Genomic DNA, 16,303 nt, shown 5'->3' with positions numbered 1-16,303 from the left:
TGTCATTGTAAAATGGTTGTTCAAATACTATCTCTGCTTTCAATTTTTTAATTTGACAGCTAAATCAATCGCCTTTTTCAGTGCTCCCAGTTTGTTGTTCACCTCTTGCAGTTCATATTCATCCTGACTGCGGGCTACAATACCTCCTCCGGCTTGGAACCAGAGTTCATTGTTTCGGCTTACAAAAGTACGGATAGTGATAGCCTGATTTAATTCGCCGTTCAATCCGATAAAACCGATACAGCCACCATAGGCTCCACGATTATGTGGTTCGATTTCGCTGATTAACTGCATAGCGCGTATTTTGGGGGCGCCGCTTAATGTGCCGGCAGGAAACGTATCAATAAACGTTTTTATTTTGTCTGCACCCTCATTCAACATACCGCTGACACGGCTTACCAGGTGAATGACATGGCTATAATATTGTGGTTCCTTATAGAATAGTACGCGTACATCATGACAATTACGGGAAAGGTCGTTTCTGGCAAGATCAACCAGCATGACATGCTCTGCATTTTCTTTTGGGTCAGCCAGTAAAGCTGCTGTCAGTTCCCGGTCTTTTACTACATCTCCGGTACGGCGGGTAGTTCCGGCAATCGGATCGATGTAAGCGCGACCATCTTCGATTTTGCAATGCGTTTCCGGTGAAGAACCGAAGATGCGGTAGCCTCCGAAATCGAAGTAGAAAAGATAAGGAGAAGGATTGATACTGCGGAGTGCGCGGTACACTTTGAAATCATCTCCGGCATAAGGTTGGATAAATCTTCTGGAAAGTACGATTTGGAAAACATCTCCACGCATACAGTGTGCGATTCCTTTGCGGACATTGGCTTTATGCTCTTCGTCGGTGATAGGGCTGGTAACGGGACCTGTTACAGAGAAGTTGTAAGAAGCATAATTCCGGTTTTCGATAGCAGCTTCCAGTTCCGGCAAGCCGCTTTCTTCTCCTTCGGACAACATTTCAACGAGTGTCAATTCATTTTTGAAATGATTGAAAACAATGACATACTTATATAATATGTATAGCAAATCCGGAGCGTCATTTTGCTCATCGTGACTTTCTTTCACCGGGATGTGCTCGAAGTATTTCACAGCGTTAAACGTCGTGTATCCGTAAAGTCCACATACATTCTTATTATCCCCGGTCACCTGGAATTGATTGATAAACCGGTTCATGGCCTTTTCTACATGGAAGGTTTTTGTCAGGGGTTCTTCCGTGCGGCTGTTATCGGGATAGTTGGCAGTGACAATGCCGCCGTTTATACCGATACTTGCCAGGGGACAGAGGGCTATAAATGACAAGGAATTTTCTCCGGCATGATAGTCGGAACTTTCCATTAATGCAGATTGCGGATACATGTCGCGCACTTTCAGGTAAATGCTGACAGGAGTATGCATATCTCCGAGCACTTGTTTGCTATGAGTTGTATAATTAAATGTTTTCATTTCTATAATTGCTTGATTATTGATTACGAATGATGGTTTACTAATTACTTATTGCTGTTCATTAAACGATAAATAGGTTTCAATATCTTTGTCTCCTCGTCCTGAAACAGTCAATACAACGATATCTTCCGGTTTGAACTTCAATTTTTTCAAAGCTCCTAATGCATGGGCGGATTCCAGTGCAGGGATGATACCTTCGAGTTTAGTTAGTTCGTAAGCGGCTTCTATTGCTTCGTCGTCATTGATCGCCAAAACGTTGGCACGTCTTTGTGCGGCAAGATTGGCGTGTATCGGACCAATGCCCGGATAATCCAGTCCGGCGGAAATCGAGTAAGGCTCTTCAATCTGTCCGTCTTCGTTTTGGATGACATAGGTACGTGCTCCGTGGATAATTCCCATTTTACCGAGTTGGATGGTAGCGGCGGTCATTCCGGTTTCTATTCCTTTACCTCCGGCTTCTGCCAGGATGATGCCTACCCGTTCATCATTGATATAATGATAAATCGTTCCGGCAGCATTGCTTCCCCCTCCGACGCAGGCTATCAGATAATCCGGATAGTCACGTCCTTCTTTTTCTTGCAGTTGTTTTTTTATTTCTTCGCTGATAACAGATTGCAGGCGTGCCACCATATCAGGATAAGGATGAGGGCCTACGGTAGAGCCGATAATATAATAAGTGTCGGCAGGATGGCAACACCAGTCGCGGATCGCTTCGTTGGTTGCGTCTTTCAAGGTCATGTTTCCGGAAGTAACGGGAATAACGGTAGCTCCCAGCATTTTCATTTTCTCCACATTGATGTGTTGGCGTTCTACATCCGTTTTTCCCATATAAACGATACATTCCATATCCATCAATGCACATACGGTAGCTGTTGCTACTCCATGTTGTCCGGCTCCGGTTTCGGCGATGATGCGCTTCTTTCCCATGCGGCGTGCCAGCAAGATTTGTCCGATGGTGTTGTTGATTTTGTGTGCACCGGTATGATTCAGGTCTTCCCGTTTCAGATACAACTTGCAACCATACTTTTCGGAAAGGCGTTTTGCCAGATAGAGTGGGGAAGGGCGTCCTACGTAGTCGCGTAATAATTGCTCAAATTCCTTTTTAAACTCTTCGCTTTCAATCACTTCGAGGTACTTGCTCGTCAGTTCCTCAACACATTTGTGGAGGATTTCCGGTACATAAGCACCACCGAATTCTCCGTAATAGCCATCCTGGTCAACTAAAAAACTTTTCATAATCCTATCTATTTTTTTATGTTATTATCTAAATCTGTTCGAAAATGGGCAAATAAAAAGAGCCCTGCCGCAAGTTGCGACAGGGCTCTTTCAAATCTGTTATATCTTTAATGAGGTATATACATACGAGCACTGCTCCCTTACGACTGTCGGAGTTGTAACGGGTGCCACCACCAATATGTATTTACTAACATTGTTCTCATTGTCTTTTGTAATTTTATGGGGGCAAATATAGACACTTTGTTTGAAACAGCAAACAAAAAATGACTTTTTTTCTCTTTTGCCTTCATTTTTCTGATATAGAACAATTTTCAACCTGAACTGTTCTTATAAATATTGAATATTTAAACAAAAACAATTATGAAACAGAGAAAAGTTTTAGTAGGTATTGCTATTGCCATTTTCATTATATTATTATTGTATTGGTTATTGGTAGCAGAGGATATGAAACCTTGGTTGTCGGCTATGGTTCCTTCCGTGGCACAACAATTCTTCGCTTGATTCTGACAGGGTTCGGATAAATCATGTATCTTTGCAAGGATAGTGACTAATAACCAAAATAATAACAATAGACTAAGATATGGAAAATTTTATTTTTCAAAATCCCGTGAAACTGATAATGGGAAAAGGGATGATTGCCCGGCTGGCTAAAGAAATACCGTCCGACAAGCGTATTATGATTACTTTTGGCGGCGGAAGCGTGAAGAAAAACGGAGTGTACGATCAGGTAAAGGAAGCATTGAAGAATCATTTTACAGTAGAATTCTGGGGAATCGAACCCAATCCTGCCATTGAAACTCTCCGTAAAGCTATTGCTTTGGGAAAAGAAGAGAAAGTAGATTATCTGCTGGCTGTTGGTGGCGGTTCCGTTATTGACGGTACGAAATTGATTTCCGCAGGAATCCTGTATGATGGTGATGCCTGGGATTTAGTACTTGCCGGACGACCAGTCACTCATACTGTACCTCTTGCCACTGTATTGACTTTGCCCGCTACCGGTTCGGAGATGAATAACGGGGCAGTTATTTCCCGTCGTGAAACAAAAGAGAAATATCCTTTTTATGCCAACTATCCAATCTTCTCTATTCTTGACCCGGAAGTAACCTTTACCTTGCCTCCTCATCAGGTGGCCTGTGGTTTGGCTGATACCTTTGTTCATGTGATGGAGCAATATATGACTACTCCCGGGCAGAGCCGCATTATGGATCGTTGGGCGGAAGGCATTTTACAAACTTTGGTAGAAATAGCTCCGAAAATCCGTGAAAACCAGCATGATTATCAACTGATGGCTGATTTTATGCTTTCGGCTACAATGGCATTGAATGGATTTATTGCTATGGGAGTGTCGCAAGACTGGGCAACTCACATGATTGGCCATGAAATTACTGCTTTGCACGGATTGACACATGGTCATACGTTAGCCATTGTTCTTCCTGCCACTTTACAGGTGCTTCATGAAGAAAAAGGAGATAAACTTTTGCAGTATGGTGAAAGAGTCTGGGGAATAACTTCCGGTACGCGAGAAGAACGGATTGATGAAGCGATTTGTCATACCGAAGAGTTCTTCCGTTCGCTTGGGCTGACTACACGTTTGCATGAAGAGAACATCGGACAGGATACTATTCTGGAAATCGAACGCCGATTCAATGAACGTGGTGCTAAATATGGAGAGAATGGAAATGTAACGGGTGCTGTTGCCCGCAGGATATTAGAGACTGCACTTTAAGCATACTCTTACATTAAGAATATAGGATAAAGAGGATATTGGAACATACTTTTCACCATATCCTCTTTTCTTTTTATTATTTCTCAATTTTCTCTGACCTTGGAATTCTGAACCAGAAGCGAGAGCCTTCTCCTTCTTTAGATTCCACTCCGATAACCCCGCCCAGTCTTTCTACTATGACACGGCAGATGGCTAGTCCGAGTCCTGTTCCTTTAATAAAGGAGTTCAGTTTGACGAAGCGTTCAAACACTTTATCTATCTTGTCAGCAGGAATTCCGATACCTGTATCTTTTACATAAAAGTATATTTCATCTTTGGCTTCTTCAATCCGGTATCCCATTTCGATAGAACCTTTAGGGGTGAATTTCAAAGCATTATTTGTAAAGTTGATGATAACCTGTGATAGACGTATGCGGTCGGTATACATCATGCATTGATCTGCTTTCTCTGTGAATAAGATTTGAACGTCTGGGGAAGAATTCTTTTCTTGCATTTGTCTGCAAATACCTTCCATCAATTCATTGATATCAGTCTGTGCAAATGTGAATTCCATAGTACCGGCTTCAATTTTAGAAAGATCGAGGATGTCGTCTATCAGTTGCAATAATAAGATATTGTTGCTGGAGATGATTTTTACAAATTCTTTTCTCTCTTCCTCTTCCTCCGTTTGGCAAACCATTTCGGAAAATCCTACAATTGCATTTAGCGGGGTTCGTATTTCATGGCTCATATTAGCGAGAAAGGCAGATTTGAGCCGATTGGATTCTTCGGCTTTTTCCTTTGCTTCCTGCAGCATTTTGTCCATCTTTAATTTTTCAGTGATGTTTTCAAAACGAAGTAATCCTCCAATAATTTCAGTTTCCTTTTCGTCACCGAATACAGGTGTTGCAGTCACTTCAAAATCTACATCGTCTACTCTGATGGTATGCCGGATAATTTTGCCCTGTTCGATAGCTTTCTTGAAAGCACATTGTCCACACGGTTCATTACGAAGTGCACTGGTCTGATAGCAAATTTTTCCCGGTATGTATCGTCTGCCTTTTACCAGGCTGGCTATTTGTCTTGTTTCCTCCCATTGTACCCGGTAATTTTTATCAATATAGATAAGGCCGAAGTCGATACTTTTTAGAGCTAGTTTTTGCTTCTTCAATGCTTTCTCCAGTTCTTCCTTGGCGGCAACTAATTCTCTTTCATAATTCTTGAGTTGTGTGATATCCCACCGGGTTGCCAACAGCCATTTCTTTTCTCCTTCCCATGAAATAATAGATTTAACAGCAATAGTATCATGGGTGATTCCATCGGGAGTGGTGTATTTTTCTTCCTTGCGATATACTTTACCTTCTTGTATGAGTTCTTTGTCGATATGCCGGTATTTTTCACCTCTTTCTTCTCCGTAAATCTCATAATCAGTATGTCCGATGGCTTCTTCACTGCTAATGCCGGATTGAGCGGCTGATTCTTTATTCCAGTAATAGTATCGGAAATCGTTTGTTATATCTTTTACAAAGATAGGAAAAGGAAGGTTATCGAGAATATCAAAGGAGAAACGGTAGGAATGATTGGTCTTTTTAATCGTTTTTTGCAATTTACGGATTCTATATAGTAAGATGCTGATGACAAGGAGCAGAATAATTACCAGTAAATAATTATAACCCCAATGAGCTTCGTTAATCCAATAATTTAACAAAATATTGTTTGCCATAAAATGTTTGATATAAATGAGGTGTAAAGATATGAATTGTTCTTTAACTTTCAAAAAATAATACATAAATATATTGCCTTTCAATATTATATTGTGAGGCTGTAATTATATGTGATGAAGAAATAGTGGGTATATGGTATCCTTTAGTTCTTGTATAGTATCATATTCTGTTTGATTTCGAGTCTTTTTTCAGAGAGAAAATGTATTAAAATATTAAATGATGTCTCATGAACTAAAATCATTTCTAATTTGTTTTAATAACGCTGGAGTATTTTCTATTTTTGTTCACCTAAATAAGTTTTGATAGAGTCAAAATAAAACAATCATTTAATTACGTATGCTAATAACCATTATTATTCTCGTTCTTTCGGCTGTCTTTTTCGTGAACGGCAAGGTTCGTTCGGATATTGTGGCACTGTGTGCACTGATAGCCTTACTTATTTTTCAGATATTAACTCCTGATGAAGCACTTTCCGGTTTTTCCAATTCGGTAGTCATTATGATGATCGGATTGTTTGTAGTGGGAGGGGCTATCTTTCAAACGGGATTGGCAAAGATGATTAGTTCCCGTATTCTTAAACTTGCGGGAACCAGTGAGATCCGGTTATTTCTGTTGGTGATGTTGGTGACTTCGGCCATTGGTGCGTTTGTCAGTAACACAGGAACGGTGGCACTGATGCTTCCTATTGTTGTCAGTCTGGCAATGAGTGCCGGTATGAATCCGAGCAGGCTGTTGATGCCGTTGGCTTTTGCAAGTAGTATGGGAGGTATGATGACTTTAATCGGTACTCCGCCGAACCTTGTGATACAAAATACGTTGACTTCTGCCGGACTTGAACCGCTTTCCTTCTTTTCTTTCCTGCCTGTCGGCATTGTCTGTGTGATTGTCGGTACGTTGGTATTGATGCCACTTAGCAAATGGTTTCTTTCTAAAAAAGGCCAGAAAGATGATAATAAACGTTCGGGTAAGTCACTGAAACAGTTGGTAAATGAATATGGGCTTTCCAGCAATCTGTTTCGTTTGCAGGTAATAAAAGATTCCCGGCTTTTGGGCAAGACGATTATTGACTTGGATATTCGTCGCAAATATGGTTTGAATATCATGGAAGTGCGTCGTGGTGATGCATCGCAACATCGTTTTCTGAAAACGATTACCCAGAAGTTTGCTGCACCGGACACGATGTTGCAGGCCGAGGATATTTTGTATGTGACAGGAGAATTTGATAAGGTACAACTTTTTGCAGAAGATTTCCTGCTAGAGATTCTAGGTGACCATGCAACGGAAGAAACTCAAAGCGCAGCTAACTCTCTGGATTTTTATGACATCGGTATTGCTGAAATAGTGTTGATGCCAGCTTCTAATTTGATAAACCAAACAATTAAGGAAGCCGGTTTTCGTGATAAGTTTAATGTGAACGTATTAGGAATCCGTCGTAAAAAGGAATACTTGTTGCAGGATTTGGGAAATGAGCGGATTCATAGTGGTGATGTGCTTCTGGTTCAGGGAACGTGGAATAATATAGCTCGTCTTAGCAAGGAAGATTCAGATTGGGTTGTTTTGGGACAACCTTTGGCGGAAGCGGCTAAAGTTACATTAGATTATAAAGCTCCGGTAGCGGCTGCTATTATGGTATTAATGGTAGTAATGATGGTATTCGATTTTATTCCGGTTGCTCCGGTTACGGCTGTTATGATAGCGGGTATATTGATGGTATTAACCGGATGTTTCCGTAATGTAGAAGCAGCTTATAAAACGATCAACTGGGAGAGTATTGTATTGATTGCAGCTATGCTTCCTATGTCTCTGGCATTGGAGAAAACGGGAGCTTCGGAATACATTTCCAATACGCTGGTTAACGGCTTGGGATCATACGGACCTGTTGCGTTGATGGCAGGTATTTACTTTACGACTTCGTTGATGACGATGTTTATCAGCAATACAGCTACGGCTGTCTTACTCGCACCGATTGCTCTGCAAAGTGCCATACAGATCGGAGTAAGTCCGGTTCCCTTCTTGTTTGCTGTGACGGTAGGTGCAAGTATGTGTTTCGCTTCTCCATTCTCTACACCGCCTAACGCCCTGGTGATGCCTGCCGGTCAATATACTTTTATGGATTATGTAAAAGTAGGATTACCATTGCAGATTATTATGGGGATTGTGATGATTTTTGTTTTGCCTTTGATTTTCCCCTTTTAATTATTAGTTTTTATCCTTTCAATAGGGAAATGAAAGAACTCGGGATTTTGTAGTGCTCTGTAGTACTGAATCTTTGTCGTTTAATTGAGAGTTGCATAGAATATGCAACTCTTTGTTTTTTGCTGCATACTGCAATGTTTATATTTCTAAGTTTTTTATATTCAATGATGTAGCCACCTATCTTTCAACGGAAATAATTAGATTTTCATCTTTTAAAAGATGTTAACTATGTATCGAAAAATACAACTTTAACTGTCTTTTATCTATAAATACAACTATCTTTGTGTGTTCATTACTGATTGTTGATTAGTGGTGATTTGTATTTTGTGCAAATAAAGCAAACTTAAGCATTCAAAGATTATGAAACAGAACATTGCAAAAGTCTTCACTTTTTCGTTGTTGGCGTCCTCCATCAGCTTTATCAGCTGTGTTGATAATGAGAAAAATCTGTTTGATGCAGATCAATTAAAACAAATTTACGAAGAAACCTTTCCTGTAAAAAATATTGATCCTGACGGTGATTGGACACTCTCCCGGAGTGTAACTGCGCATATCTTAGTTAGTGGCTATGAGGGAGTAAACTACAAGATACGGATATTCGATGCCGATCCATTAAGTTCGGAAAGTACGGCAAAAATTTTAGCGGAAGAAGATGCAACTCAAGGAACAACACTTACTGTGGTTTTTGATTGTGCAACTGCCTTGAATAAAGTGTTTGTAGCGCGTGTAGACGAGCATGAACATTATATGGTGCAGCCGGTGGCCATTGAAAATGGAGAAGTGACAGCACGTCTTGGATATGCGGATGTATCTACGCGTTCTATGTCGCGAGCTGTAACGACTGGTATACCGACTATGAAAGCTCCTTATACGGCTGATTTTATTAGTGCTAAAAAGGAGGATGCTACTCCGGTTGAGGCTGGTTGGGACCTTAGTGCAGGTCCCGGATGGTTTGAATATGCTAAATTACCTGTATTCAAAGAAAAAATACGTTGGTTTAAGATTCCGAGTGGAATTTTTAAAGCTGGATTAAAAACTTCTGGAACCAGTGGTGGAGCTGAAGCTATCAAAATAATTGTTCCACAAGGAAGTACGTGGATGATTGAGAATAGTAATCAATTTGATAATATCACAGAGATTATAGTTGAGAATGGTGGAATAATAAAGATAGCTGAAAATGCGACTTTGATATTGACGCAGGCTTCTTATATAACTGTAATGCCAGGTGGAAGTATTATGGGGAAAGGAACTATCTATATGACAAATAGTTCGGCCGGATTTACCAATTATAACGCAGGTATAATTGATTGTGATTTATTGAAGATTGATGGAGGTGGAAGTGGAGTTGATTTTATGAATTATGGAACACTTAAATTGAATTCTTACAGAGCTTCTACAGCTGGTACAACACTGACAAATCATGGAACGATTGAGGCTGTAACTATTGATGGTAATAATAATACCCATATAAAAAATGGTTGTTATTTGAAAACCGGTAAATTCCAATTTGGCACACTTGTTATGGGGAATACTTCCGAAGCTATTTGCGAGGAGCTTGGTTATAATGGTAATGACAACGACATTGTAATGGAGGCGCAATCCATGTTGACTTGTACAGGTAAGGCTAGCTTATATAGAACTGTTACCGGTCCAACTGTGGGTACTGCTTTATTGAGAATTAATGAGATTGCTAATCTTAGTGGTTTGGCTCAATCTAATTCTAAAGTAACAAATAATATCATTTGTGAAATAACAGATCAGACATATAAAGGTGAAGCGCACTATGACTGGTCTCCTTTTGCATGGCTAGTAAATAAAGGATTGCAGCAAGGCGCTACCTATTGCAATCCGGGTAAGGCTGATTTTATACTTCCTGCTGACGGTGAATGTATCAAAGAAGGATACAATTCTGATGAAAATCCGGATGATGTAGAGATTCGAAATGCAGTTTATTCTTATGCCTTTGAAGACAATTATCCGCAAGCGGGAGACTATGATTTCAATGATATTGTGTTGAATGTCAAATTGCCTGCTGCTGGAAATGATGTGAAAGAATTGAAATATACAGTCGACCTGCGTGCGGTTGGTGCTGTGAAGCAATTAGGTGCTGGATTAAGAATACAAGGAATCGATAAAAGTAATGTGGAAGAGGTAAGTTTTGGTGCAGGTGCTACCCAACGTACCAACTCATTAAATTCTGGTATATTTGAAAATGCATCTTATGAAACGAACGGTAATGAACTTGTGATTCCTTTATTTGGAGATGCACATTATGTATATGGATATACTGGATCACAACGTCCTATGTTGAATACGGGGAATGCTAGTACTCCTCTTACAGACATATATACTCTTGAAGTGAACATAAAACTCAAGAATGCAATATCCATCCCTAGTGTGACAGATGGCTTAGACTTCTTTATTGCATATCAGGGGGGAGCTCAAAAGAGAACAGAAATTCATCTGAATCAATTTAATTCGGCTACAGCGAATGGTCAATTGGCTGATAAGGAAGTGCTTGAGGTAATCAAAGCCGTTAATAATACATGGGCTCTTTGTGTACCTGAAAAGTTTGCTTATCCTACAGAGACAACAGTGATAACGAATGCATATTCTAAATTCGCCGACTGGGCGCACGATCAGAGTACAAATACTGACTGGTATAATACTGTAAGCAGTAATAAGGTAATGAAGTATTAAGTCATTGATTTTATAAAAGATCAGTTGCTATAATAAATTCTACTGAATATAGAAAGACGATTAATACGAAGGATTTTCCCGATATTAATCGTCTTTTTTTACATCATATACATCATATAAACTGTACATAGAACGGACATGAAATATTACCCTCCTAAGAAAAAGCCACTAAACTATTTTGAACGTCAACAGAAAAAGTTGCATCCAAAGAAGTACCATTATTACTTCTTCGATTATATGTATTATTGTGGCGAGAAATGGAGTGAGAAAGGAAAAGGAGCAAGAACGAGCGGAATGATTGTACTCTTTTCATATTGGAGTTTTTGCATTATCCTGCCATTGTGTATGTACCTTTCTTCAGTTTCAATAGTATCACGTACAGATGGTTGGCATATCATTGGTCTGTTCTTTCTTTGTATTATCCCACCGGTCGTATTTTGCATGTTACGTTATCGAACCCAACGCCGTTCTGCCCTTATGATTCATTATCGCCGTAGTGAATGGTGTAAAGGAATTCCGGTGTGGCTGGCATGTGCAATGTGGTTTCCGCTTTGTATATTGGAACTCTGGGTATTGATCGGGATGGGCTGGCTTTCAACATAAAGTTACTAAAAAACTGATTATCCTGATATTTGTATATGTAATTGAGAAATTCACTATCTCGTATGTTTTATAATTTTCCTCTGTTAGCAAGAAAACACCCTTGAATTACTGAAAAATTATGCTTGTTTTTTACAAAAACGCTGCATACTTGCATAAAAAGCACCGTTATATTTGTGAAAAACATAAGGATAAAGTAAGCAAAAGCTGCGGATAGTGTAACCAAAAGCTATGGATAAAGTAAGTAAACCATTAGGATAGTGTCGCTATGCTATAAAAAATGTTGGTATTTTCTACTTTCTTTCCTTTGATTTCTCTATTTTTATCTTTGGTAATAGCAAATAGAAAAGAACAAAAAGAGGTCTCATGAATGTAAATGATGATGATTTGGTTGTATAAAGGCTAAATAATATATCATAATGTTGATATGTTACGCTTGATCCTGGAATAATGACTTGGAAAAACACTTCTGTAGTGACAGAAAAATATTCTTTCCAGATAAAGGGTGGAAAGAAACGATTCCTGATAGAGTAAGAATTACAAAGTGTCAGTAGTGACTTTTTGTAAAAAAGGAAAGGAGTTCTCCAATTATTTAATAGGAAATAATAGTGAAATAGTCGTCGGTTACTAATATTTTGTATATTTGTAAAGGTGAGGGATTAACTATGCAGAGTGATTTCGCCATGCGATGGAGGCTTATTTTTAAATGTCTAATATTATGAAAAGACTTTTGTTATTAGTATTAATTAGTTATCCGGTATTGCTATTCGCTAATTTAATGACTAGTAATCAGTATTATTTTCGTTCATGGAACATCAACGATGGTTTATCGCAAAATAGTATATATGCTATTCTGCAAGATCATCTTGGCTTTATGTGGTTTGGTACCAAGGACGGATTAAATCGCTTTGATGGTACTTCTTTTCAAGTATATTGCAAGGCTAACGGTATGCTGGGGAATAATTGTGTTACTGCACTCTATGAAGATAAGGAGGGATCTATTTGGATAGGTACCGATACCGGAGTTTATATCTATTCTATTTCCAGGGAAAACTCATATTTTTTTGATGTAAAAACTGCTGATGGTTTAGGTATCAATCGTTCTGTATATATGATTGGTGAGAATAAAGGGTGTATTTATATATCTTCTGCCGATGGATTTTTTTGCTTTCATCCACAACAACAAAAAATGGTACAGTTGAAAATACCATGGGCCGGTATGAAAAACTTTTTGTTCGACCAAGGGACTTGTTGGGGAGCTTTTTATGCAGACAATCTATATTTTACTCTTGATGATTTCAATACGGTATATCCTTTTGCTGCTCAAGATGGTACCCAGCCCTTTAAGAATGAAGTAGTCAATAAAATAATTAAAGGGGAAGAAAATCTGTTATATGTCGGTTTGACTAAAGGATTGAAAGAGATCAACCTGGCAACCCGGCAAGTCCGCACTTTACTATCTGTAGACGATAAAGGAGATGATATTTATGTACGGGAAATAGCACTTTACTCTGAAAACGAGTTATGGATTGGTACAGAATCCGGTATTTATACTTATAATATCAAGAATGGTGCTATAACCCATATCCAAAGTTTGGTGGGAACTTCCTATGCATTATCGGATAATGTTGTCTATTCTTTATATAAAGATAAAGAAGGAGGAATGTGGATTGGGTCTTATTTTGGAGGAATAAACTATTATCCTAAACAATATACGTTCTTTGAGAAAATATATCCTCATAAAGGGATGGAAGAATTAGGTGAACGTGTTCGTGAAATCGTGGAAGATGAAAAAGGAAATTTATGGATCGGTACGGAGGATAAGGGCTTGTTTCATTATAATCCCGTGACGAAGGAATTGAATCCATTCCATCATCAATCTATTTACCATAATGTCCATGGATTATGTCTGGAGAATGGCTTTTTATGGGTAGGTACGTTTTCAGGAGGACTTAATCGAATCAATTTGCAGACAAATACAGTGAAAACTTACCGGAAAAAAGATTCCTGCGGATTGAGTTCCAATGATATTTTTGTGATTCGACGTACGGCGTCCGGCAAAATATATTTGGGAACTGCTGACGGACTATTTGAATATCATAATGAGAATGACCGCTTTTCGCGAGTTGAATCAGTTCCACCGACTTTGATCTATGATTTGCATGAAGATTTAAAAGGACACCTTTGGCTGGCAACTTTTAATGGTGTGTATAAGTTGGAAACAGAGAAACGAAAGTGTATTCATTTCTATCATAAGGAAAATGACTCATTGAGTTTACCTTATGATAAAGTTTTGAGTATATTCGAGGATAGCCGTCACCAGTTATGGTTTACTACCGAAGGTGGCGGATTCTGCCGGTTAGTTTCAGATTCCGGGACTTTCGAACACTATGATTCGAATTCTATCGGATTACCAAGTGATGTTGTTCATCAGATTGTAGAAGATAAGCGGGGCATTTTCTGGCTGACTACTAATAAAGGGTTGGTTCGTTTTCAGCCGGAAACAAAAGTCATTAAAAACTTTACTATTGCCGATGGACTATTGAGCAATCAATTTAATTATCGTTCAAGTCATCAAACGGTGGATGGAAGAATCTATTTTGGTTGTATTGCAGGGCTTATATCTTTTGATCCATCTACTTTTATTGATAATGATTATGTATCTCCTCTGGTGATTACGGATTTTATGATATTCAATAAAGAAGTAGTGCCGAATGCCAAAGATTCACCTTTGAAACAGAGTATAACGGTGTCAGATTCTATAGAACTGACCGCATCTCAAAACTCCTTCTCATTTCGCTTTGCAACACTGGGATATTCTACTTTGGATCAGAATAAACTATTATATAAGTTGGAAGGATTTGATAAAGAGTGGTATGAAGCAAGAGGATCATTAATCAGTTATTCTAATTTGCCTTATGGCTCATATACCCTTTATGCGAAAGGAGTGAATAGTGATGGAATCTGGAATGATGCACCTTTAAAATTACATATTTATATTCGTCCGCCATTTTATTTGACGGGATGGGCTTATGCTGTTTATGTTCTTTTATCATTGTGCATTTTTTATTTTATTATACGATATTCCAAACGTCGTATGGTTCGCAAGCACATGAGGCAGATGGAGAAGTTTGAGCAAAGGAAAGAACGTGAGCTTTATTCTGCCAAGATAAACTTTTTTACGAATGTAGCACATGAAATACGAACTCCGCTGACGTTAATCAAAGGTCCTTTGGAGTGTATTTTGAAAGATAAGCCTCTGGCGGATGACGTACGGGAGGATCTGGTTATTATGAGGCAAAATTCGGATCGCTTATTGAATCTTATCAATCAATTACTCGACTTCCGCAAAACGGCCAATAATAGTTTCACACTAATTTTATCAGAGTGTAATATTCAGGAAATAGTATCTGGAGTCTATATTCGTTTTACATCTCTGGCGCGACAGAAAAATATAAAGCTTTCTATTGATCTGCCGGAGGAAGATATTTCTGCAGCCGTCGATCGCGAAGCATTGATTAAAATTATAAGTAATTTGTTGAGTAATGCAGTAAAATATGCAGCTACCTATATAACTATAACAGTAAAATATAATGAGGCAACAGGCAGCTTTATAATAAAAGTATGTAATGACGGGTCTGTTATTCCTGTTAATATGAGGGAGGAAATCTTTCAACCTTTTGTTCAGGTTCAGAATAACGAAGAATATGCTTCCGGTACAGGCCTTGGCCTTGCCTTGGCACGTTCTTTGGCAGAGTTGCATCATGGAACCGTGTACCTTGAGGATATGCAAGGAGTCAATTGTTTTGTACTGGAAATTCCGGTCACTCATGTAGAGGAGGTGCAAGAACTGCAAGAAAATGTATCAGAAAAGGAAGATAAGATATCAGGCATTGAAAATCCGATGGCGGAAGAGCAGGAAAAAGGAACTCATCTCCCTGTTATTCTGGTGGTAGAAGACAATCAGGATATGTTGACATTCATAGCCAAACAATTATCTTCGGCTTATAGTGTTCTGAAAGCAAAAGATGGGGTGGAGGCTCTTGAAATATTGGAAGATGCAAATATTGATTTATTAATCAGTGATGTTATGATGCCTCGGATGGACGGGATGGAATTATGTCATCGATTGAAGACAGACCTTACATATAGTCATATCCCTATAGTGCTGTTGACGGCTAAAACAAATCTTGAATCAAAGATTGAGGGATTGAAACTGGCGGCAGATGCATATATTGAGAAGCCCTTCTCGGTAGAATATTTGATAGCTACCATTGAAAGTTTACTTTGTAACCGAGAGAAGCTAAGGCAGGCATTCTGTCATTCTCCTTTTGTATTTACTGCAACGATGGCACAGACGAACGCCGATAAGATTTTTCTGGAAGAACTGAATAAGATTGTTTATGATAATTTGCAAGATCCGGATTTTAATCTGGATAGTATGGCACAGTTGCTGAATATGAGCCGTTCGAGTTTGAACCGGAAAATTAGAGGAATACTTGATATGACTCCCAATGATTATATCCGGGTAGAGCGCCTAAAGAAGGCGGCTGTACTTCTCAAAGATAAATCTTATAAGATAAATGAAGTCTGCTATGCTGTTGGTTTTAGTACTCCTTCTTATTTTGCAAAGTGCTTCCAAAAACAATTTGGAGTACTTCCAAAGGATTTTGTAGAGATGTAACCAACCTTTCAC

Annotated in this window: 9 protein-coding genes; 6 read left to right on the top strand and 3 right to left on the bottom strand. The window is 38.9% G+C overall.

The window, feature by feature from the left end; genetic code table 11:
• Window positions 1-39: 39 nt before the first annotated feature.
• Window positions 40-1,446, bottom strand: coding sequence for an anthranilate synthase component I family protein (locus H8796_RS20500; protein ID WP_117935759.1), 1,407 nt, complete (start codon window positions 1,444-1,446; stop codon window positions 40-42).
• A 48-nt stretch (window positions 1,447-1,494) separates the two neighbouring features.
• Complete coding sequence (trpB, locus tag H8796_RS20495; protein WP_099146521.1) at window positions 1,495-2,682, bottom strand: tryptophan synthase subunit beta; 1,188 nt, start codon at window positions 2,680-2,682, stop codon at window positions 1,495-1,497.
• Between the two features lie 360 nt (window positions 2,683-3,042).
• Here trpB and H8796_RS20490 point away from each other — a divergent pair, with 360 nt between their 5' ends.
• Together H8796_RS20490 and H8796_RS20485 are read left to right on the top strand one after the other, a co-directional pair.
• Window positions 3,043-3,183: a hypothetical protein gene (locus tag H8796_RS20490; RefSeq protein WP_004300101.1), complete on the top strand. Its 141-nt coding sequence runs from the start codon at window positions 3,043-3,045 to the stop codon at window positions 3,181-3,183.
• Between the two features lie 79 nt (window positions 3,184-3,262).
• Window positions 3,263-4,408 carry an iron-containing alcohol dehydrogenase gene (locus H8796_RS20485; protein WP_004300100.1) on the top strand — a complete coding sequence of 382 codons (1,146 nt, stop codon included), beginning with the start codon at window positions 3,263-3,265 and terminating at the stop codon, window positions 4,406-4,408.
• Between the two features lie 76 nt (window positions 4,409-4,484).
• On the opposite strand, the gene H8796_RS20480 is transcribed toward H8796_RS20485, so the two are convergent.
• Window positions 4,485-6,110, bottom strand: a complete 1,626-nt coding sequence (locus H8796_RS20480) for an ATP-binding protein (protein WP_117935855.1) — start codon at window positions 6,108-6,110, stop codon at window positions 4,485-4,487.
• A 337-nt stretch (window positions 6,111-6,447) separates the two neighbouring features.
• On the opposite strand from H8796_RS20480, the gene H8796_RS20475 reads away from it, so the two are divergent.
• The 4 genes from H8796_RS20475 to H8796_RS20460 all read left to right on the top strand — a co-directional run bounded on the left by H8796_RS20475 (window position 6,448) and on the right by H8796_RS20460 (window position 16,291).
• Window positions 6,448-8,307 carry an SLC13 family permease gene (locus tag H8796_RS20475; RefSeq protein ID WP_117935757.1) on the top strand — a complete coding sequence of 620 codons (1,860 nt, stop codon included), beginning with the start codon at window positions 6,448-6,450 and terminating at the stop codon, window positions 8,305-8,307.
• Window positions 8,308-8,667: 360 nt separating this feature from the next.
• Window positions 8,668-11,007 carry an LruC domain-containing protein gene (locus H8796_RS20470; RefSeq protein WP_117935755.1) on the top strand — a complete coding sequence of 780 codons (2,340 nt, stop codon included), beginning with the start codon at window positions 8,668-8,670 and terminating at the stop codon, window positions 11,005-11,007.
• A gap of 138 nt (window positions 11,008-11,145) precedes the next feature.
• On the top strand, window positions 11,146-11,610 hold the full coding sequence (locus tag H8796_RS20465) for a hypothetical protein (RefSeq protein WP_117935753.1): 465 nt from the start codon (window positions 11,146-11,148) through the stop codon (window positions 11,608-11,610).
• Window positions 11,611-12,325: 715 nt separating this feature from the next.
• Window positions 12,326-16,291, top strand: a complete 3,966-nt coding sequence (locus H8796_RS20460; protein ID WP_117935853.1) for a hybrid sensor histidine kinase/response regulator transcription factor — start codon at window positions 12,326-12,328, stop codon at window positions 16,289-16,291.
• Window positions 16,292-16,303: the final 12 nt, after the last annotated feature.

This window comes from Bacteroides sp. M10 (genome assembly GCF_014334015.1).
Classification (GTDB): domain Bacteria; phylum Bacteroidota; class Bacteroidia; order Bacteroidales; family Bacteroidaceae; genus Bacteroides; species Bacteroides intestinigallinarum.
Note: the sequence above shows the minus strand (reverse complement) of the source record. Positions and strands in the feature narration are given on the sequence as shown.